The sequence below is a fragment of the Micromonospora sp. BQ11 genome (assembly GCF_052068135.1).
Lineage (GTDB): Bacteria > Actinomycetota > Actinomycetes > Mycobacteriales > Micromonosporaceae > Micromonospora.
This window is the reverse complement of the sequence record NZ_JBQHDB010000009.1, coordinates 253,178-273,038: the sequence shown is the minus strand read 5'-3', so window position 1 is coordinate 273,038 and position 19,861 is coordinate 253,178. Positions and strand designations below refer to the sequence as shown.

Genomic DNA, 19,861 nt, shown 5'->3' with positions numbered 1-19,861 from the left:
CGCGGGTCGCGCGGGTCGGCGAGGTGTACGCCCGCCCGTGGCGTCGGTGGCCGTCACCGTATGATGCTTGCCCGACTGCAAGTGTTGTCGGGGGGGAACATGGTGGACGCAGCCGGCCCGGTGTCCCGCGCGGTGCGCGCGGCACCGCCGGACCAGGTCGCGGAGGCCGCCGACCGGGCCATCCGGTCGGTGCTGGGCGCCCTGCGGACGGACGTGTTCCTCGCCGACTACCGCATCGCGGGCCTGTGGCCGGTGCTCGACGGGGACCTGCCCGATTCCGGGTCGCTGGCCTTCCGGGGCGTCGCCCAGCGCTGCTTCTCCAGTCAACAGCCGGTCCGGGAGGCGCTGGACGACCGCTGCCGGCTGTTCCTGCCGCTGTCGGTCTGGGGCGAGCGGCTCGGCGTCCTGATGGTCGAGCTGCCGGCCGCGCCGGACGACAGCAGCCTGGACGACATCCTGGACGCCGCCGGTGACCTTGCCATGGCGCTGCGCGCCGCCGACCGGGAGACCGACCGCTACCGGCGCACGCGCCGGCGCGAGCGGCTCAGCATGGCCGCCGAGATGCAGTGGGAGCTGCTGCCCGGTCGCGGCGTCAGCCACGACACGTTCGAGCTGGCCGGCCAGCTCGAACCGGCGTACACCGTCGGCGGGGACCACTTCGACTGGTCGGTCGACGGCGACCGGCTCACCGTCACCGTCCTCAACGGCGCCGGCATCGGCCTGTCGGCGGCGCTGCTGACCGCCGTCACCGTCAACGCGCTGCGCAACGCCCGGCGCTCCGGGGGCAGCCTGGAGGAGCAGGCGGAGCTGGCCTCGGACACCGTCTTCTACCAGCACCGCGGCGAGCGGTTCGTGGCGACGCTCCTGCTGGAGCTGGACACCCGGACCGGCCGGGTACGCACGGTCGACGCGGGTTCACCGCGCCTGGTCCGCGTACGCGGTGGCGCGCCCACCCCGGTCCCGCTGGAGCAGCAGCTACCGCTGGGCATGTTCGCCGAGACGCGCTACGACGTGCAGGAGTTCGACCTCGCGCCGCGGGACCGGCTGTTCGTGGTCAGCGACGGGGTGTGGGCGGCCGACCCGGACGGCCAGGGGCGCTACGGCGAGCGCGCGATGACGCGGGCGATGCGCTCGACACGGTTGCAGCCGCCGAGTGAGGCGGTTGGTACGGTGATGCGCGAGTTGCACGCCTACCACGCGGACACCGACCTGCGGGACGACGCGGTCGTGGTCTGCCTGGACTGGCGTGGTCCCGGCCGGGACGGCGGGTGAACCCCGCGGCCGGGCCGGTGACCGACCATGAGCGGGACTATCGCAGGGGACACCGGGTGGAGCGACCTCTGAATCTGCCGGCGGCGATCGACGCGGCCGCCGAGGCGTTGGTCGGTGTGCTGGACTCCGCGGTCTCCCGGCACCAGCTCTCCGTCTCGCCGACGCAGTTGCGGGTCCTGTCCCTGCTCAGCGGTCGGCCGGAGACTAACGTGAACCGGCTGGCCGAGCTGCTGGACGTGGTGCCGTCGTCGGCGAGCCGGCTCTGCGACCGTCTGGAGGCGACCGGCCTGCTGCGGCGGGTGGCCGATCCCCGGGACCGGCGGGAGGTGCTGCTGGTGCCCACGGCGGCGGCCGCCGCCCTGCTGCGGGAGGTCCGGGAGCGGCGGCACGCCGCCCTGCAGGCGGTGCTGGACCGGATGCCCGGGCGCGTGCAGCAGGAACTGCTCCAGGCGCTGGTCTGTTTCGGCCAGGCCGCGATCGGCAGCGTGGAACCGCAGCCCGGCGCCCCGGCCCGTACCGCCTGAGTCGGCACCGATCTGGTCCCCCATCACCTGGCGTCCTAGGACGCTTTAGCGGTAGTGATCAGGGTCGCACACCGCAGCGGACACCGCGGCGACGCAAGGACGCGGGGCCGGAGCGGATGAGGAAGGCCCGATATAGTGGCAGCGCAACTCACCCGGCCCGCGATCATGTCGATCGCGGGCCGCGTCAAGGGGAGGGTCCCGTCCCGGGGCCGCAGGGGGAGCCGGCACCAGCCGGCCGACAGTGCGCACGTCTCTCCGCCGCGCCCGTCTCGTCGGGGCGCCGGAGCGTGTCGCGGAGGAGGTTCGGTGTCGCGTCGGCCGGCTCGGCAGGAACGCCCGCGGGCCAGTGACGACATCCGTCCCGCACCCGTCGGCGACCGGGTCCTCACCCTGCCGAACCTGATCAGCTTCGTACGGCTGCTCGGCGTGCCGATCTTCCTCTACCTTCTGCTGGTCGCCCGGGCCGACGTGGCAGCCATCGTGGTGCTCGCCGTGGGTGGGACCACCGACTGGGTCGACGGCTGGATCGCCCGCCGGCTGCGCCAGGTGAGCCGATTGGGCGAGCTGCTCGACCCGCTCGCCGACCGGCTCTACATCCTGGCCACCCTGCTCGCGTTCACCGCGCGGGAGGTGGTGCCGTGGCAGTTCACCGTGGCGCTGCTGGCCCGGGAGCTGCTGTTGCTGGGGTCGCTGGCGGTGCTGCGTCGCTACGGGTACGGCCCACCGCCGGTGCACTACGTCGGCAAGACGGCGACGTTCCTGCTGCTGGCGGCGTTCCCGATCCTGCTGCTGGCCACGGCGGTGCCGGCGGCGGCGACCGCGGCCGGGGCGATCGGCTGGGGGCTGGCCTGGTGGGGTCTGGTCCTGTACTGGGTTGCCGGGGCGCTCTACGTGGTGCAGGCGGCGAGGCTCGTGCGCGGGGTACGTGGGGCGGAGGCGCAGGGATGACCGACGCACCGCGCGACGGCGGTAACCGCGGCGACCGGGTGTACGCCCCGGACTTCCTCACCGAGTTGTTCCGCAACCCGCTGGACCCGGGGTACGCCGACGCGGCGGCCCGGCGGCGGGCGGATCCGCGGGCCGGGTCCGGCTGGCGGCGGTGGCCGGTCCGTTCGGTGAGCCTCGTCGTGCTCCTGGTGCTGGGCTTCCTGTTCGCGGTGGCGTACCGGCAGACGATGGAGGACGAGCCGGGGCGCAGTCAGGTGCGCTCGGGGCTGGTGGAGCAGATCAAGCAGCGGGAGACCGAGACCGACCGTCTGTCGGAGCGCGCCGACCAGCTGCGGGCGGAGGTCGCCCGGCAGCGGGCCGCGGCCCTGGGCAGCTCGGAGGCGGCGCGGCTGCGGACGTTGGAGTCGGGGACCGGTCTGGGGCGGGTGCGCGGGGACGGCGTGGTGGTGCGGTTGGTGGACGGGCCGCAGAGCCCGGACGCGGTGGGCGACGGCGACGTCGGTCCGTCCCGGGTGCTCTACAGCGATCTGCAGGGTGTGGCGAACGACCTGTGGGCCGCCGGCGCGGAGGCGATCTCGATCAACGGCCAGCGGTTGACGGCGATGTCGACGATCCGTCAGGCGGGCCAGGCGATCCTGGTGGACTACCGCCCGGTGACGGGGCCGTACGAGGTGTCGGCGATCGGGCCGGAGGAGATGCGGGACCGGTACGACCGGAGTCGCAGTGCGTTGACGATGCGCAAGGTGGCCGAGGAGACGGGGTTGTCGTTCGCGATCCGGGAGGCCGACGACCTCACCCTGCCGGCGGCTCCGGACCCGCGGCTACGCTACGCGGAGCCTTCGGTCAGCCCGAGTCCGTCGCGGTCGGGTGCCGACCGTTCCGTCAGTCCGGGACCGTCCCGCTCGGGGACGTCGCCCAGCCCCTCCGGAGGTGGTTGATGATCGCGGTGTTGGCGCTGTTCGCCGGTGTGGCGTTGGGGTTGTGGCTCGATCCCACGGTCCCGGCGGGGTTGCTGCCGTACCTGCCGATCGCGGTGGTGGCGGCGCTGGACGCGGTGTTCGGTGGGATCCGGGCGAAGCTGGACCGGATCTTCGACGACAAGCAGTTCGTGGTGTCGTTCATCTCGAACGTGCTGGTGGCGGGTCTGATCGTGTACCTGGGTGACCAGCTGGGCGTGGGGGGTCAGCTGTCCACGGGCGTGGTGGTGGTGCTCGGGGTGCGCATCTTCGGCAACGTGGCGGCGATCCGTCGGCACCTGTTCCGGGCGTAGGTTTGTGACGATGAGCAACGACGAGCACACCGAGACGGGCACGGGTTGGCCGCAGCCGGCGGGGCCGGCGCGCCCGTCCGGGCCGGCGGGGGAGCCGGATCCGCGTCCGGCGGCTCCGGATCCGGACGAGTTGAGTCCGTTGGCGCCGGAGCGGTCGGAGCCGCCGGTGCGGGAGCCGGAGGACGGCGGGGCGACGGTGGATCTGCGGCGCGCCGCCGAGTTGGTCGGCGCGCGCGGGAAGCCGGAGCCGGGGTCCGGGGATCCGCCGGCGGTGGTGGAGGAGGTGCCGGTCGACGGCGCTTCGTCCGGTGCGCCGTCGGGGCGGTCGCGGTGGAGTTCGGCCGGGGTGATGATCGGCCTGTTGCTGGCGCTGCTGGGGTTCACGCTGGTGGTGCAGTTGAAGACGACGTCGACGGATCCCACGGCGGTGGCGACGCGGCAGGAGGATCTGGTCCGGATCCTGTACGACCTGAACGCGCGGGAGGTCCGGCTGCGCCAGGACATCGCGTCGTTGGAGGAGAGCCAGCGGCAGTTGCGCTCGGGTGAGCAGGGCCGGCAGGCGGCGTTGGAGGAGGCGACCCGGCGCGCGGACGAGTTGGGGATCCTGGCCGGTACGTTGCCGGCGACGGGTCCGGGTCTGTCGGTGCGGTTCGAGGCGGGCGCGGAGCAGATTTCGGCGTCGCGGGTGCTCGACGCGGTGCAGGAGTTGCGGGGCGCGGGCGCGGAGGCGATGCAGATCTCCGGTGGGGACCGGGCGACGGTGCGGATCATCGCGTCGACGTACTTCCTGGACGGGGAGGACCGGTCGTTGGTGGTGGACGGGCGTCGGTTGACGGGTCCGTTCACGATCACGGTGATCGGTGATCCGGCGACCATGCGTACGGCGTTGAACATTCCGGGCGGGGTGGTCGCGTCGGTTGCGGGCGACGGCGGTACGGTGATCGTCGAGGATCGTGAGGTTGCCGAGGTTTCGGCACTGCACGCGCCGATCAAACTGGAACACGCCCGTCCGGTCTCCTGACCGGCGCGGCCGGCACCGGTGTTGTCGCCGGTGCACCGATGGATGAAGGACGCGACTGGTGATTCCTGAGGATCTGCGGTACACCGCCGAGCACGAGTGGGTGGCCGGTGTCGACGGTGGCGCCGTCCGGGTCGGCATCACGCACTTCGCGCAGGACGCCCTGGGTGACATCGTGTACGTCCAGTTGCCCGAGTCCGGTGCGGTGGTGGCGGCTGGCGAGTCGCTGGGTGAGATCGAGTCGACGAAGAGCGTGTCGGAGATCTACGCCCCGCTCGGTGGGACGGTGGCGGCGCGCAACGAGGCGCTCGGCGACACCCCTGAGGTGATCAACACCGACCCGTACGGTGCGGGTTGGTTGGTGGAGATCACGCCGGACGATCCTTCGGCTGTCGATGGTCTGTTGTCCGCGGAGGCGTATCGCGAGCTCACCGAGAGCTGATGCGCCCCGCTTCCGGTGCGGGGGTCGTTTCCGCGCGTCCGGTTGCCCTGCATTTCGGCGCTGGCTAGGCTCGCCCAGTTGACCGAGAAACCATGAGTTGAGCGTCGCGGAATTGCCTTCCCTGGCACGGGGAGCCAGCCGCCGGGTGGTGCTTCGCCCGGCGGCCAGACCCGCCATTACCCGACGCCGACCGAAAAAGATCCGTGAGGTGGTCCCATGACGCGGCCAGACGACGAGTTCCCCCCGCTCGACGTCACTTCGACGCTCAATCTCGGTTCGCTCGACGAAGTGCTGGAGGGGCCGGACACCGATGTGGTGCCGAGCCGGATGTCCGGTTCGTTGCCGCCGGGTATGGCGCTGCTGGTGGTTCGTCGGGGCCCGAACGCGGGTGCTCGATTCCTGTTGGACCACGACGTGACGACCAGTGGTCGGCACCCGGACAGTGACATCTTCCTCGACGACGTGACGGTGTCGCGGCGGCACGCGGAGTTCCACCGTGACGGTGGGACGTTCACGGTGCGGGATGTGGGAAGCCTGAACGGTACGTACGTGAACCGGGAGCGGGTCGAGGCGGCCACGTTGAGCAATGGTGACGAGGTTCAGATCGGTAAGTTCCGGGTGGTGTTCATCGCCGGTCCGCGCCCGGAGGAGGAGGCCGGCCGGGGGTGAACGAGCCTGCGGCCTCCACGCCGCCGGGGTCGGCCCGGGCGCGTCCGCTGATGAGTATCGGCGAGGTGCTGGCCGAGTTGCGGGCGGATTTTCCGGACACGACGATTTCGAAGTTGCGGTTTCTCGAGGCTGAGGGCCTGGTGGAGCCGCAGCGGACGGCGGCGGGGTATCGGAAGTACTCGTGGGATGACGTGGCGCGGTTGCGGTTCGTGCTGACTGCGCAGCGGGACCAGTACCTGCCGTTGCGGGTGATCCGTGATCAGCTCGCGGAGTGGGACGCGACGGGGGATTCGCCGGGTCGGCAGCGGCCGACGTTGGTGGCGGTGGGTCCCGGTGGTGAGGTTCCGGGGCGTGCGTCGGAGGAGGCGGCCGAGTCGTCGGAGGTACGGCTCGGCCGGGCTGATCTGGTGGCGCGCAGCGGTCTGGACTCGTCGACGTTGGGTGAGTTGGAGCGGCTCGGTGTGGTGGTGTCGGATCCGCCGGGTTGGTACGACGCGGATGCGTTGATCATCGCGCGGGCGGTGGCGGGTCTGGCGGCGTACGGGTTGGAGCCGCGGCACCTGCGGGGCTACCGGTCGGCGGCGGACCGTGAGGTGGGTTTGTTCGCGCAGTTGGTGGCGCCGTTGGCGCGGCAGAGTGATCCGGCGGCGCGGGCGCGGGCGGCGGAGACGGCGCGGGAGTTGGTGGCGTTGTCGCAGCAGTTGCACGCGGCGTTGGTGCGGGTGGGGTTGCGGTCGACGTTGGGTCGGTGAGGCCGGTGTCGAGCGGAAAGATCTGCCCCGGGAAGCGTGTCGTAGGCTTGCCGGGGTAACCCCTTTCTGGCGCGGGCGTGGTGCAGGTAGCGCATGGGACGGCCGTGTCGCGGTCCGTGTACCGTGCAGGGAAGGGCGCGGTGCGTAGGTTGACGACGACACGGAGGCGGCGGTGCGCGAGCTGAGCGTGGTCGGAGTTCGGGTGGAGCTGCCCAGCAACCAGCCGATCGTCCTGCTCAGGGAGGTCGAGGGGGACCGCTATCTGCCGATCTGGATCGGCGCGGTCGAGGCTACGGCGATCGCCTACGAGCAGCAGGGGGTCAAGCCGGCCCGGCCGTTGACGCATGATCTGTTGCGGGACGTGTTGGCGGCGTTGAAGGCGCCGTTGCGGGCGGTGGAGATCATCGAGCTGAAGGAGAACGTCTTCTACGCCGATCTGTTGATCGGTGACGAGGGCGTGCGGGTGTCGGCCCGGCCGAGTGATTCGATCGCGTTGGCGTTGCGGGTCGGTGCGCCGATTCGTTGTGCGGAGGAGGTCCTCACCGAGGCGGGGATCGTGATCCCCGACGAGCAGGAGGACGAGGTGGAGAAGTTCCGCGAGTTCCTGGAGCAGGTGCGTCCGGAGGATTTCGCGGGCTGAGTGCGGCCCGGCCGGGTTCGTCACGGTAAGTGACGTTCCGGTGCGGTGGGTGATCTTCGGCCGTGGTGTACGGCGTGTCGCGACTGTTCCTCCACGGTAACGAGCGGGGGCGGCGATAGTGTTGCCCGTGTCGAGGGGTGCGCGTCCCGGAAACGACGTGTCACCGCACGGGCGGGGAGGTTGTCCGGATGCACGAGCCGCGAGATCCGGGTACGGGTTGGGACGGGTCGGTGGGGTCGCCGGGTTCGGCAACCGACGGTGACGCCAGCGTGGGCTATCGGGGTGTGACGGCCTGCCAGGCGGTGGGCATCAGCTACCGGCAGTTGGACTACTGGGCGCGGACGGCGCTGGTGGTGCCGAGTGTGCGGGACGCCTCGGGTTCGGGGACGCAGCGGTTGTACTCGTTCCGGGACCTGGTCGTGTTGAAGGTGGTGAAGCGGCTCCTGGACGCCGGGGTGTCCCTGCAGAACATCCGTAAGGCGATCGAGGCGTTGCGGTCGCGTGGGGTGGAGGACCTGGCGGGCATCACCTTGATCTCCGATGGCACGACGGTGTACGAGTGCCGGTCGCCGGAGGAGGTGGTCGACCTGTTGCAGGGTGGGCAGGGTGTGTTCGGCATCGCGATCGGCGGGGCGTTCAAGGAGATCCAGGGTTCGCTGTCGCACCTTCCGGCGGAGCCGGCGGTGGCGCCGGTCGTGGAGTCGGCGGCGGATCCGGTGGGTGACGAGTTGGCGGCGCGTCGGGCGCGACGCCGGGCGGGCTGATCGTCGGTCGTCTCGAAAGCCGGGCGCGAATGCGCCCGGCTTTTTTGGTGTCTCCCCATGACGGTCCGTCGTCGTTGCGGGTTCCGGGCGGGGGTGGTGCGGGGGTGGGTGGTGTTCCGCCCGGGACCGTCGCCAAGGTTGCGGTGCGGTCTGCGGTGGTGTCGTAGCGGGTGGTCACGGACGTGTCGCTGGGTGGGTTTTCCGCAGCACCGTCGGCGTCCATCGGGGAGAGTGCGTCGGGTGTGGACCGTGCACGTGGCCGTACGTCACCGGCACGTCGCCATGCGTCGATATGTGGCCGGCCACTTTATCACTCTCCGTCGTGGACTGTTGTCGGGCAGCTGATAGGGCGGTCATGACCGGCGACGCGTGACGCGCTAAGGTCCGTCACGCGGTCGCCATGGCACCGGTGTTTCTCCCGGATTCCATCGGCCGTACGCCCCTTCGCGCCGACCCCGCGCGCCCCTCGTTACCCGGAAGGAACGACCGTGACGGTTACCGAAGAGACCGCCCCCCTCACCCACTACCAGCGCATCGGTGGCGCCGGTTCCGTCAAGGCCGCCGTCGAGCTGTTCTACGACAAGGTCCTGGCCGACCCGGAGCTGGCCGGTTACTTCTCCGATGTGGACATGGTGGGCCAGCGCCGGCACCTGGCGCTGATGCTGACGGTGGTGCTCGGCGGCCCCAACGAGTACACCGGCCGTGGCCTGGCCGAGGCGCACCAGCCGCTGAACATCCCGCTGGAGCACTACGTGAAGGTGGGCGAGCACCTGACCGCCACGCTGACCGAGCTGGGCGTGCCGGCCGACATCATCACCGACGTGCAGGCGGTGCTGGCGCAGGTGCAGGACCAGGTGGTGGCCGGCGGCGACCCGGCGGGCGTCTGAGCGTGGACGTCGCCCGACTCAAGCAGAGCTGGTCCCTGGTCGCCGCGCACGGCGACCAGGTGCCGCTCTACTTCTACTCCACGCTGTTCCTGGCGTACCCCGAGACCCGGCAGATGTTCCCGACGAACATGGCGGGTCAGCGGGACCGGCTGGTCACCGCGCTCGGCCACATCGTGTCGAACGTGGACCAGGTGGACCGGCTGGTGGGGTTCCTGCAGGATCTCGGCGCCGACCACCGCAAGTTCGCCGTCCGCGCCGAGCACTACCCGGCGGTGGGCGAGGCGCTGCTGGCCACGTTGCGGCACTTCCTGGCCGAGCAGTGGACCGACGAGCTGGCGCAGGACTGGGCCGCGGCGTACGGGCTGGTGGCGCAGGTCATGACCGAGGGCGCGCAGGCCGCGGAGGCGGTCAACCCACCGTGGTGGGTGGCGGAGATCGTGAGCCACGAGCGGCGCGGGTTCGACGTGGCGGTGTTGACGCTGCGACCGCAGTACCTGTTGCCGTTCCAGCCGGGCCAGTCGATCGGTGTGTCCCATCCGGCGGTGCGGTCGTGGCGGTACTACTCGCCGGCGAACGCGCCGCGGGTGGACGGCACGTTGGAGCTGCACGTGCGGGCCGCGCCGGGTGGCGCGGTGTCGTCCCGGCTGGTGTACGGCAGCGCGATCGGTGACCAGGTGCACCTGGCGGCGCCGGTGGGTGACCGCCTCACGTTGCGGTCGGCCGGGTCGGCGGACCTGCTGCTGCTGGCCGGCGGGACGGGCTGGGCGCCGGTGAAGGCCCTCATCGAGCAGGTCGCCGCGGAGGGTTCCCGCCGCACCGTGGACCTGTACCTGGGGGCCCGGTCGCGCAGCGAGTTCTACGACGACGAGGCGGTGGACAAGTTGGCGTCGTCGTACCCGTGGTTGACGGTGAGCCGGGTGGTCGGCGTGGACGTGGCCCGGCCGGGGGAGGTCACGCACGCGGTGGACCGGGCGCTGGTCGACGGTGACTGGCGGTCCCGGCACGTGTACGTGTGCGGTTCCGACGAGATGGTGTCGCACTCCGTGGCGGCGCTGACCCGGGCCGGCTACCACGCCGGTCAGCTGCACCACGAGGGGCTCGGGAAGCACTGGTACGGGCCGTCGTGGCGGACGGCGGTGGACAACAACCCCGGAGGTGGCCAGTGAGCGCGACGCCGATCAGCAGGTATGACGGGATGCAGGTCTCCGGTGGCGTCCAGGTCCGGATGACCGCCGACCGGGTGCGCCGGTGGGAGTTCGGTTCGGCGTCGTTCACCCGCCGTGGGTACGACCCCAACGACGTGGACCGGTTCCGGATGCAGGTCGCCGACGAGTTGGATCTGCTGGCCGCGCAGGTGGGTGGTCTGCGGGCGGAGAACGAGCGGCTCAACGACCAGTTGGAGCTGCACCGGCACGGTGTGCTGCCGAGCGCTCCGGCGGCGTCGGCGGTGCCGGCGGCGAAGGAGGTCAACCTGCTGTCCGCGGCGCAGCGGGAGGCCGAGCAGATCATCGCGCAGGCGCACGACTACGCGCGGCGCGTCGCCGAGTACGCCCGGGTGCAGTACGAGAGCTACGTGCAGGCGGCGGCGGAGGAGGCGCGGCAGGAGGCGGAGCGGGCGGTGCAGGAGTACCGCGCGACCGCCGGGCCGACGTTCGACGACGGGGTGGCCGCGCGGGAGGCGTTGCGCATCTACGGCGAGATGATGATCTCGCACATGCAGTCGGCTGCCCGGCACCTGGACGACGGCAGTGAGCACCTGGCGCGGACGATGGAGCGGTTGGCCCGCGACGGGAGCACGCCGGCGGTGGCGGGGACGGCGCAGGGGGCGTTGCCGCGGCACGGGCAGCACTGACGGGACCGGCGGTCGCGGGCGGGGTTGTCCGCGCCGCCGTACCCCGGAGGTCGTCGCCGACCGTTGCGCGGCTGCCTGCCGCGCCCTGCGGGGGTCGGGCGGGCGGTCAGGCGCGGGTGACGGCCTCGGCGATCGGGGTGTCGCCGCCGACGAGTTCCAGGATCCGCCCGGCGGTGTCCGGGGCGTACAGGAGCGCGACCAGGACGCGGGCGACGTCGGCGCGGGTGACCGCGCCGGGGGTGACGCTGCGGGCCAGGGTGATCCGGCCGGTGGGTTCGTCGTCGGTGAGCCGACCGGGCCGCAGGACGGTCCAGTCGAGGTCCGCTCGGCCGGTGAGGTCGTCCTCGGCGGCCTTCTTGGCCCGCAGGTACGCCGCCCACACCTCCTCGGTGCCGGCGGGCGGGGCGTCGTCCACCCCCATCGAGGACACCAGCAGGTAGCGGCGGACACCGGCGGCCCGGGCGGCGTCGGCCAGGAGCACGGCGGCGGCCCGGTCGACGGTGTCCTTGCGGGCGGCGCCGCTGCCGGGGCCGGCGCCGGCGGCGAAGACCACCGCGTCGGCGCCGTCGAGGTGGGCGGCGAGGTCGTCGACGGAGGCGTGTTCCAGGTCGCAGACGACCGGGTGGGCGCCGGCGGCGGTGAGCACCGCCACATGGTCGGGGTTGCGGATCAGGCCGACGGCGGTGTCACCGCGGCCGGCGAGTTCCCGTTCCAGCAGTCGGGCGATCTTGCCGTGTCCTCCGGCGATGACGACGCGCATACGGTGAACCTATCGGCCCCGGACCGCACCCACCCCCGACATCGGCGGGCCGCCGGCTGTTAAGCGGGGACCCTTCCTCTACCGCAGGCGTTAGCGGGGGGCCCTTCCTTTCGTGGTCGCCGGGGGGATGCTGAGGCAGCATGGGTGGGGTGACGGAGACGATCGACGCGCTGGCCGGCCCGGTCTCGGGCGGCGGCGTCGTGGTGTTGAGCGGGGCGGGACTGTCCACCGAGTCGGGAATTCCGGACTACCGGGGGCCCAGTGGGGCGGCGCGGCGGCACACGCCGATGACCTACCAGGCGTTCACCCGCGACGCGGACGCGCGGCGCCGCTACTGGGCGCGCAGCCACGTGGGGTGGCGGCTGATCGCGCGGGCGGAGCCGAACGACGGGCACCGGGCGGTGACGCGGCTGCAACGCGCCGGCCTGGTCGAGGGGATCATCACGCAGAACGTCGACGGGTTGCACACCGCCGCCGGTGGCACCGCTGTGGTGGAGCTGCACGGCCGCCTGGACGAGGTGGTGTGCCTGGACTGCGGCAACGCGACGTCCCGGGAGGAACTGGACCGGCGGCTGCGGGAGGCCAACCCCGGCTTCGAGGCGCAGGTGGACGCGGTGAACCCCGACGGTGACGTGGATCTCGCCGAGGAGGCGGTGGCCCGCTTCCGGACCGTGGACTGCACGTTCTGCGGCACGGGGATGCTGAAACCGGACGTGGTGTTCTTCGGCGAGACGGTGCCCGCGCCGCGGGTGGCCCGCTGCTTCGCGATGGTGGAGCGGGCCCGGCTGGTGCTGGTGCTGGGGTCGTCGTTGACGGTGATGTCGGGTCGCCGGTTCGTGCTGCGGGCGGCGAAGCTGGGCATCCCGGTGGTGATCGTCAACCAGGGGCCGACCCGCGGCGACGCGTACGCGCAGCTGACCGTCGACGCGCCGCTGGGGCGGCTGCTGCCCGCTCTGGCCGACCGCCTCGTGGGCCCCGACGGGGCCGGCCCGGGCGGGGTGGGGCCGGTGCCGGCCGGCGCGACCCCGGCCGCCCGGTAGGGCGGCGGGGACCTCCACCCGGCGGCAGGGGTACGACGGGTGCGGGAATCCCGGGCGCTGGTAGCGTTGACCATGCCGGTATCACCCACGTGGGAGAGACCGCCCCCGTGAGGGGGTGGCGCCGAAGGGGCAAATCCTCCCCGGAACCTCTCAGGCAAAAGGACCTCGTGGGCAGGCACTGTGGAGCGCCCGGGCGCGACAGAGGGGGAGGTTGACCTGTCGACCTCGCCCCCTGCAGGAGCGCCGCCCATGACCGCAGATCAGTTCGCCGCCCGCCACATCGGGCCCGATCCGGCGCAGGAGCGCCGGATGCTGGAGGCCGTCGGTTACGGATCGATCGACGAGCTGATGGACGCGGCGATCCCCGAGGTGATCCGCTGGCACGGCACGCTGGACCTGCCCGAGCCGGCCACCGAGCAGGAGGCCCTGGCGGAGCTGCGGGCCCTCGCCGGCCGCAACACCGTGGCCGTGTCCATGATCGGCCTGGGGTACCACGGGACGCACACCCCGGCGGTGATCCGCCGCAACGTGCTGGAGAACCCGGCCTGGTACACGGCGTACACGCCGTACCAGCCGGAGATCAGCCAGGGCCGGCTGGAGGCGCTGCTGAACTTCCAGACCATGGTCACCGACTTGACCGGGCTGGCCACCGCGAACGCTTCCATGCTCGACGAGGGCACCGCCGCGGCCGAGGCGATGACCCTCGCCCGCCGCGCGTCCAAGGTCAAGAGCCCGGTGTACGTGGTCGACGCGGACACGCTGCCGCAGACCATCGCGGTGATCACCAGCCGGGCGGAGCCGCTCGGCATCGACGTGCGGGTCCTCGACGTGGAGCACGACGACCTGCCGGCGGAGTTCTTCGGGTTGCACCTGCAGTACCCGGGGGCGTCCGGGGCGGTCCGCGACCACGCGGCGCTGGTGCAGGCCGCGCACGGCGTGGGGGCGCTGGTGACCGTGGCCGCCGACCTGTTGGCGTTGACGCTGCTGCGCCCGCCGGGGGAGATCGGCGTCGACATCGCCGCCGGCACGACCCAGCGGTTCGGCGTACCGATGGGCTTCGGTGGGCCGCACGCCGGTTATCTGGCGGTGCGTGCGGGCCTGGAGCGGATGCTGCCGGGCCGGCTGGTCGGCGTGTCCCGCGACGCCGACGGCCTCCCGGCGTACCGGCTGGCGTTGCAGACCCGTGAGCAGCACATCCGCCGGGAGAAGGCGACCAGCAACATCTGCACCGCCCAGGTGCTCCTGGCCGTCATGGCCGGCATGTACGCCGTCTACCACGGCCCGGACGGGCTGCGGGAGATCGCCCGGCGTACCCACGACATGGCGGCGCTGCTCGGCGACGCGCTGCGCGCCGGCGGCGTCGAGGTCGCCGACGTCGCGTTCTTCGACACCGTCACCGCGGTCGTGCCGGGCCGGGCCGCCGCGGTGGTCGCCGCCGCCGCCGAGCGTGGCGTGAACCTGCGGCTGGTTGACGCCGACCGGGTGGGGATCTCCTGCGACGAGACGACGACCCGGGCCCACCTGGACGGGGTGTGCGCCGCGTTCGGCGTGCCCGCGCCGCAGGGTGAGCCGACCGGTGCGCTGCCGCAGGCGTTGGCGCGCACGTCGGACTTCCTCACCCACCCGGTGTTCCGGACCCACCACTCGGAGACGGCGATGCTGCGCTACCTGCGGCGCCTGTCGGACTTCGACTACGCCCTGGACCGGGGCATGATCCCGCTGGGATCGTGCACGATGAAGCTCAACGCGACCACCGAGATGGAACCGGTCAGCTGGGCGGAGTTCGCGCACGTGCACCCGTTCGCGCCGGAGGAGCAGACCGCCGGCTACCGGGAGCTGATCGCCCAGCTGGAGGGGTGGCTGGCCGAGGTGACCGGCTACGACGCGGTCAGCGTGCAGCCCAACGCCGGGTCGCAGGGCGAGCTGGCCGGGCTGCTGGCCATCCGCTCCTGGCACGCCTCCCGGGGCGAGGCGCACCGCGACGTGTGCCTCATCCCGTCGTCGGCGCACGGCACCAACGCCGCGAGCGCGGTGATGGCCGGCATGCGGGTGGTCGTGGTGGGCTGCGACGACGACGGCAACGTCGACCTGGTCGACCTCGACGCGAAGATTGACAAGCACCGCGACGCCCTGGCGGCGATCATGGTGACGTACCCGTCGACGCACGGCGTGTACGAGACCGGCATCGCGTCGCTGTGCGCGAAGGTCCACGACGCCGGCGGCCAGGTGTACGTCGACGGGGCGAACCTCAACGCGCTGGTCGGGTTCGCCAAGCCGGGGAAGTTCGGGGCGGACGTGTCGCACCTGAACCTGCACAAGACGTTCTGCATCCCCCACGGCGGCGGCGGCCCGGGTGTCGGTCCGGTGGCGGTACGGGCGCACCTGGCGCCGTTCCTGCCCGGCGACCCGCAGGCGGCGCACGACGACGACCGGCCGGCGATCTCCGCCGCCCGGTACGGGTCGGCGGGGATCCTGCCGATCCCGTGGGCGTACCTGCGGATGATGGGCGCGCAGGGCCTCACCCGGGCGACCGGGGTGGCGGTGCTCGCGGCGAACTACGTGGCGGCGCGGCTGCGGCAGCACTTCCCGGTGCTGTACGCCGGCAACAAGGGCCTCGTGGCCCACGAGTGCATCCTCGACCTGAGGCCGCTGACCAAGGCGACCGGGGTGACGGTGGACGACGTCGCGAAGCGGCTGATCGACTACGGCTTCCACGCCCCGACGATGTCGTTCCCGGTGGCCGGGACGCTGATGGTGGAGCCGACCGAGAGCGAGGACGTGGCCGAACTGGACCGGTTCTGCGACGCGATGATCGCGATCCGCGCGGAGATCGACAAGGTGGGGTCGGGGGAGTGGCCGGCGGGGGACAACCCCCTGGCGAACGCCCCGCACACCGCGGCGATGGTGTCCGGTGACGAGTGGCCCCACGCGTACCCGCGGTCGGTGGGCGCCTACCCGGCCGGGGTGGACCGGGCCGGGAAGTACTGGCCGCCGGTGCGCCGCATCGACGGCGCGTACGGGGACCGGAATCTGGTGTGCTCCTGCCCGTCGCCGGAGGCGTACGAGAGCTGAGCGGTGGTGTCGTGGCGCCGGGGCGGTCGTGGTGCCGCCGCCCCGGCGGGGCGTCGACCTGGGCGGCGGGTGTCCCGACCGGGGGGACTAGCCTGGTCGACGCGAACGTGTGCTGACGCTGCGTGGTCGCTCAGGCGACGAGAGCGTGTCGGGCGGGCCCGCGGTGCGGGGCGATGGTCCGGCCGTCGGGGAGCAGTTCGCCGGTGTCCTCGAAGACGATGACACCGTTGCAGAGCAGGCTCCAGCCCTGCTCAGGGAAGCAAGCGAGGACGCGGGCGGCTTCCCGGTCGGTCGCTTCGGCGGAGGGGCAGGTGGGTTGGTGCTGACACATCGGGTTCTCCGGACTGTGGGGGCACTGTGTCATGGTTCACATGACCAGTGACGCACAGTACCAAGCGAAACTGTGCGGCATCGAGCAGGCATGTGCGTGGTTTCGAGGAAATCCGCTGAACGGACGAGCGAGAATGGGCCGGATGGCGTGGAAACGCTCCCATACCGCGTGACCGACGTGCCGGCGGCGCCCGCTGGCTGTCGCCGTACGCTCGTCGAACGGGCGCGCTGGGAGTGGCGGCCCGCCGACGGCGGTGACCCCGCCGTACGGGCGCAGGAGTTCCTCGCCGCCCACGGCCTGCCCCTGCACGACCTCGCCCGCCCGGCCGGCCCCCACGACCCGGACGGGCCCTGCGGCGCCGCCCTGTACGTCTCCGCCGCCGCCGGCGCGGCCCTCGCCGGCGGTCCCACCGGCGCCGCGAACCCCGCGCCCACCCTGCCCGAGGTCGCCGTGGTCGTGTACGGCCACGCCACGACCCGCCCACCCACCACCGCTGCGCCGGCGGCCGGGTGGTGGCTCGGCGACTGGGCGGAGAGCTGGACACCGGTCCAGCACGCCGACGCCGTGCGGGCCGTGCGCGACGCCATCGGCCGCGGCGACGTCTACCAGGTCAACGTCGTCGGGCACGCGGCCGCCCGCTACACCGGCGACCCGCTGCCGGCCCTGGCCCGCCTCGGCGCGCTACCCGGCGCCCGCTACGGCGGCACCCTCACCGGCGCCGGCTGGGCGATCGGCTGCGCCTCCCCGGAGACCCTCGTGGAGGTCGTCGACGGCCGGCTGATCACCCGGCCGATCAAGGGCACCCGCCCGGCCACCGCCCCCGGCCGCGCCGAACTGCTCGCCTCGGCCAAGGAACGCGCCGAGCACGTCATGATCGTGGACCTGGAACGCAACGACCTCGCCCGGATCGCCCGCACCGGCTCGGTCCGGGTCGACGAGCTGTTCGCCGTCCGCCGCTGGTGCGACCTGTGGCAGGCCGAGTCCACCGTCTCCGCGACCGTCGCCGACGGGCTCGGGCTGGCCGACCTGCTGCACGCGGTGTGCCCCGGCGGGTCGGTCACCGGCGCGCCGAAGCTCGCCGCGCTGGATCACATCGCCGCCCTGGAACCGGTCGGACGGGGCGCCAGCATGGGCGCGCTGGGCTGGGTGGCGCCCGGCCGGATCGACCTCGGGCTGACCATCCGTACCGCCGCCGCCGACGGTGACCGGCTGCACGTGTGGGCCGGCGGCGGCATCACCTGGGGCAGCGACCCCGACGCCGAGGTCGCCGAGGCCGCCGCGAAGAGCGCCCCGGTCCGCGCGACGCTCGCCGGCCACTGACCACCCCGCGCCTCCCGCCGGTCGCCCCGCCGCCGTGCCGGGCGGTCGCCGTGCCGCGCCTCTACGGCGTGGCCGGCGATCCGCGGTGGCAGGGCGCCCTGGGTACTTGATCGGTGCCCTGTCGAGCTGATGTCGTCGGTGGATCGCGCTCGCGCCACGTCGTCGCGGTGGCGCCTCCCGCCCCGACCGGGCGGTCATGACCTGGATGACTCAGCTCGACAGCGCCACGACCCGGTGTCGGGCCGGCGCACCGTGGCGACATCCCGGACGGGGTCAGGGCCGGCCGGCGAAACCGTCCAGAGCGGCCCGCACCCGCTCGGCCACGCCGTGGCCGGCGCCGTGGCCGGCGGCTTCGACCAGCTCGAGCCGGGCGTCCGGCCAGGCCTGCGCCACCTGCCAGGGGATGTCGGCGGGGCTGGAGACGTCCAGTCGCCCGTGCACCAGCACACCGGGAATCCCGGCCAGGCGGGCGGCGCCGCGCAGCAGTTCCCCGTCGGGCAGGAACGCCGCGTGCCGCCAGTAGTGGGTGACCAGCCGGGCGAACGCCATCCGGAACACCGGGTCGGCGAACTGCGAATCGGGTCGGTGTCCGGGGACGGTGGCGACGTGGGTGTCCTCCCAGGCGCACCAGTCGACGGCCGCGCGCTCCCGCACGGCCGGGTCGTCGTCGTGCAGCAGCCGCGCGTACGCGTCCGCGAGGTTCCCGTCGCGGTCAGCGGCCGGGACGCCGTCGCGGAAGCGGGCCCACTCGGCGGGGAAGATCCGACCCATGTCCCGGGTGACCCACTCGACCTCCCGGCGGGTGGTGGTCACCACGCTGAACAGCACCAGCGCGCTGACCCGCTCGGGGTGGCGCTGGGCGTAGGCCAGACCGAGGGTGGAGCCCCAGGACGCCCCGAGCACCAGCCACCGGTCCACGGCCAGGTGCGTCCGCAACCGCTCGATGTCGGCGATCAGGTGGTCGGTGGTGTTGGTGGCCAGGTCCACGGTCGGGTCGGCGACGTGCGGGCGGCTACGGCCGCAGCCGCGCTGGTCGAGCAGCACCACCCGGTAGCGGGACAGGTCGAACGGGCTCAGCCAGCCGGGCGAGCAGCCGGAACCGGGGCCGCCGTGCAGCACCACGGCCGGTGTGCCGTCGGGGTTGCCGTAGGTCTCCCAGTAGATCTGCTGGCCGTCGCCGACATCGAGCATCCCGTGTGCGTGGGGCTGGGTCATGGGAGGACACGGTAGCGGTGCGAGAGACCGAGCCGACCCCGGGTGGCCACCGTGACGGCCGTCGCGACCACGGCGAGCGGGACGAGCAGATTGATCTCGCTGACCAGGTACGCCTCCAGCGAGTCGCCGAACACGAACCCGCCGACGCGCACGGAGTCGTTGGACAGCCCGTGCATGGCGATCGCGAGGATCGTGGCGCCTCCGGCGGCGTTGAAGAAGTACGTCATGACGACGGTCAGGGCGACGAACTTCGCCACCAGCACGGCGATCAGCGCGCCCGCGCCGGCCGGCCCGTAGCCGAACAGTTCGAACTTGACCGGCAGGTGCCACAACGCCCACAGCAGGCCCAGGACGACCGAGCCGAGCAGCGGCCCGTACCGGTGCTGCAGCAGCGGCAGCGCGAAGCCGCGCCAGCCGTTCTCCTCGAACACCGCGCCGGCGTCGAGGAACATCGCGACGAGGAGCCCCACCAGCAGCGGCCACCACAGCGGTGCCACGTTCCAGCGGAAGTCGTACGCGTCGGCGGTGAGGGCGTTGAGGCCGGCGGTGGCGAGGTTCATGGCGGTGAACACCGCGACCGCCCCCGCCCACACGGTCAGACCGCGCCGGGCGCCCAGGCGGGGCGCCCAGAAACGGAACCGCCGGCCCACCCGGCGCAGGTGCCCGCCGCCGGCGATCACGCCGACGACCAGGACCGCGAGGTCGGGGGCGGCGACCTGGGTGAGGGCCAGCAGCACACCGGCCAGGGCCCGACGGTCGTCGAGCACGAGCCGGGCGGCACTGACCAGGTCGGTGTTGAAGCCGGCGCCGGTGGCCACGATCGCGTCGTCCAGGGCCTGCTGGGCGCCGGAGAGGAGGAACACCGGGACGACCACCAGTTCGATGCCCACGGCGATCAGCCAGAACCACAGCACCGGGCGACGGGCCACCGCCCGTCGCCACCGCGCCGCGGGCACGGTGGGGGTGGATACGGTCACGGCTGCCTCCCGGTGGACGCGCGTCCCCCGGTGGGACGCTCGGCCGGGGACGCTAGGAGGCGCTGCCGGAGGTGCCGCGAAGGCCGGGTCGAGATCCGGTGCAGACGC

21 protein-coding genes and 1 riboswitch are annotated in these 19,861 nt (G+C 72.8%); of the genes, 17 read left to right on the top strand and 4 right to left on the bottom strand.

Annotation, left to right across the window (positions count from 1 at the left end; genetic code table 11):
- Positions 1-99: 99 nt before the first annotated feature.
- The 14 genes from ACTMSW_RS20645 to ACTMSW_RS20580 all read left to right on the top strand — a co-directional run bounded on the left by ACTMSW_RS20645 (position 100) and on the right by ACTMSW_RS20580 (position 11,038).
- Positions 100-1,272: a PP2C family protein-serine/threonine phosphatase gene (locus ACTMSW_RS20645; RefSeq protein ID WP_441182271.1), complete on the top strand. Its 1,173-nt coding sequence runs from the start codon at positions 100-102 to the stop codon at positions 1,270-1,272.
- A 56-nt stretch (positions 1,273-1,328) separates the two neighbouring features.
- On the top strand, positions 1,329-1,796 hold the full coding sequence (locus ACTMSW_RS20640; protein WP_441182270.1) for a MarR family winged helix-turn-helix transcriptional regulator: 468 nt from the start codon (positions 1,329-1,331) through the stop codon (positions 1,794-1,796).
- A gap of 306 nt (positions 1,797-2,102) precedes the next feature.
- A complete protein-coding gene (locus tag ACTMSW_RS20635; protein WP_441182269.1) occupies positions 2,103-2,744 on the top strand; it encodes a CDP-alcohol phosphatidyltransferase family protein in 642 nt (213 codons plus the stop codon).
- Complete coding sequence (locus ACTMSW_RS20630) at positions 2,741-3,682, top strand: DUF881 domain-containing protein (protein WP_441182268.1); 942 nt, start codon at positions 2,741-2,743, stop codon at positions 3,680-3,682. Before ACTMSW_RS20635 ends, ACTMSW_RS20630 begins: the two co-directional genes overlap by 4 nt.
- Positions 3,682-4,014, top strand: coding sequence for a small basic family protein (locus ACTMSW_RS20625; RefSeq protein ID WP_441182267.1), 333 nt, complete (start codon positions 3,682-3,684; stop codon positions 4,012-4,014). The genes ACTMSW_RS20630 and ACTMSW_RS20625 overlap by 1 nt, the downstream gene beginning before the upstream one ends.
- A gap of 10 nt (positions 4,015-4,024) precedes the next feature.
- Positions 4,025-5,035, top strand: coding sequence for a DUF881 domain-containing protein (locus tag ACTMSW_RS20620; protein WP_441182266.1), 1,011 nt, complete (start codon positions 4,025-4,027; stop codon positions 5,033-5,035).
- A 58-nt stretch (positions 5,036-5,093) separates the two neighbouring features.
- Complete coding sequence (gcvH, locus tag ACTMSW_RS20615; protein WP_441182265.1) at positions 5,094-5,474, top strand: glycine cleavage system protein GcvH; 381 nt, start codon at positions 5,094-5,096, stop codon at positions 5,472-5,474.
- Between the two features lie 216 nt (positions 5,475-5,690).
- The gene (gene odhI, locus ACTMSW_RS20610; protein WP_007071101.1) at positions 5,691-6,143 is read left to right on the top strand and encodes an oxoglutarate dehydrogenase inhibitor Odhl; all 453 of its coding nucleotides are present in this window, start codon (positions 5,691-5,693) and stop codon (positions 6,141-6,143) included.
- Positions 6,144-6,193: 50 nt separating this feature from the next.
- Positions 6,194-6,895 carry a transcriptional regulator FtsR gene (gene ftsR, locus ACTMSW_RS20605; protein ID WP_441182294.1) on the top strand — a complete coding sequence of 234 codons (702 nt, stop codon included), beginning with the start codon at positions 6,194-6,196 and terminating at the stop codon, positions 6,893-6,895.
- Positions 6,896-7,067: 172 nt separating this feature from the next.
- On the top strand, positions 7,068-7,535 hold the full coding sequence (locus ACTMSW_RS20600) for a bifunctional nuclease family protein (RefSeq protein WP_441182264.1): 468 nt from the start codon (positions 7,068-7,070) through the stop codon (positions 7,533-7,535).
- Positions 7,536-7,723: 188 nt separating this feature from the next.
- Entirely contained in the window at positions 7,724-8,299 is a 576-nt protein-coding gene (locus ACTMSW_RS20595) for a MerR family transcriptional regulator (protein ID WP_441182263.1), read from the top strand.
- Positions 8,300-8,787: 488 nt separating this feature from the next.
- Positions 8,788-9,186 carry a group I truncated hemoglobin gene (locus ACTMSW_RS20590; protein ID WP_441182262.1) on the top strand — a complete coding sequence of 133 codons (399 nt, stop codon included), beginning with the start codon at positions 8,788-8,790 and terminating at the stop codon, positions 9,184-9,186.
- A gap of 2 nt (positions 9,187-9,188) precedes the next feature.
- Positions 9,189-10,352 carry a globin domain-containing protein gene (locus ACTMSW_RS20585; RefSeq protein WP_441182261.1) on the top strand — a complete coding sequence of 388 codons (1,164 nt, stop codon included), beginning with the start codon at positions 9,189-9,191 and terminating at the stop codon, positions 10,350-10,352.
- A complete protein-coding gene (locus ACTMSW_RS20580; protein WP_441182260.1) occupies positions 10,349-11,038 on the top strand; it encodes a DivIVA domain-containing protein in 690 nt (229 codons plus the stop codon). The genes ACTMSW_RS20585 and ACTMSW_RS20580 overlap by 4 nt, the downstream gene beginning before the upstream one ends.
- 106 nt (positions 11,039-11,144) lie before the next feature.
- Here ACTMSW_RS20580 and ACTMSW_RS20575 read toward each other — a convergent pair whose 3' ends face one another.
- A complete protein-coding gene (locus tag ACTMSW_RS20575) occupies positions 11,145-11,798 on the bottom strand; it encodes an NAD(P)H-binding protein (protein WP_441182259.1) in 654 nt (217 codons plus the stop codon).
- A gap of 140 nt (positions 11,799-11,938) precedes the next feature.
- On the opposite strand from ACTMSW_RS20575, the gene ACTMSW_RS20570 reads away from it, so the two are divergent.
- Together ACTMSW_RS20570 and gcvP are read left to right on the top strand one after the other, a co-directional pair.
- Positions 11,939-12,838, top strand: a complete 900-nt coding sequence (locus ACTMSW_RS20570; RefSeq protein WP_441182258.1) for an NAD-dependent protein deacetylase — start codon at positions 11,939-11,941, stop codon at positions 12,836-12,838.
- 80 nt (positions 12,839-12,918) lie between these two features.
- A riboswitch (glycine riboswitch) is annotated at positions 12,919-13,014 on the top strand.
- 73 nt (positions 13,015-13,087) lie between these two features.
- Positions 13,088-15,910 (top strand): aminomethyl-transferring glycine dehydrogenase, encoded by a 2,823-nt coding sequence (gene gcvP / locus ACTMSW_RS20565; RefSeq protein WP_441182257.1) that lies wholly within the window; start codon positions 13,088-13,090, stop codon positions 15,908-15,910.
- A gap of 130 nt (positions 15,911-16,040) precedes the next feature.
- Here the strand turns inward: gcvP and ACTMSW_RS20560 are convergent, their stop codons facing one another.
- Positions 16,041-16,241 carry a DUF5999 family protein gene (locus tag ACTMSW_RS20560; RefSeq protein ID WP_347669485.1) on the bottom strand — a complete coding sequence of 67 codons (201 nt, stop codon included), beginning with the start codon at positions 16,239-16,241 and terminating at the stop codon, positions 16,041-16,043.
- 90 nt (positions 16,242-16,331) lie between these two features.
- Between ACTMSW_RS20560 and ACTMSW_RS20555 the strand changes: the two genes are divergently transcribed.
- Positions 16,332-17,561, top strand: a complete 1,230-nt coding sequence (locus ACTMSW_RS20555; RefSeq protein ID WP_441182256.1) for a chorismate-binding protein — start codon at positions 16,332-16,334, stop codon at positions 17,559-17,561.
- 273 nt (positions 17,562-17,834) lie between these two features.
- Here ACTMSW_RS20555 and pip read toward each other — a convergent pair whose 3' ends face one another.
- Together pip and ACTMSW_RS20545 are read right to left on the bottom strand one after the other, a co-directional pair.
- Entirely contained in the window at positions 17,835-18,776 is a 942-nt protein-coding gene (gene pip, locus ACTMSW_RS20550) for a prolyl aminopeptidase (protein ID WP_441182255.1), read from the bottom strand.
- On the bottom strand, positions 18,773-19,753 hold the full coding sequence (locus ACTMSW_RS20545) for a CPBP family glutamic-type intramembrane protease (RefSeq protein WP_441182254.1): 981 nt from the start codon (positions 19,751-19,753) through the stop codon (positions 18,773-18,775). Before ACTMSW_RS20545 ends, pip begins: the two co-directional genes overlap by 4 nt.
- Between the last annotated feature and the right edge of the window lie 108 nt (positions 19,754-19,861).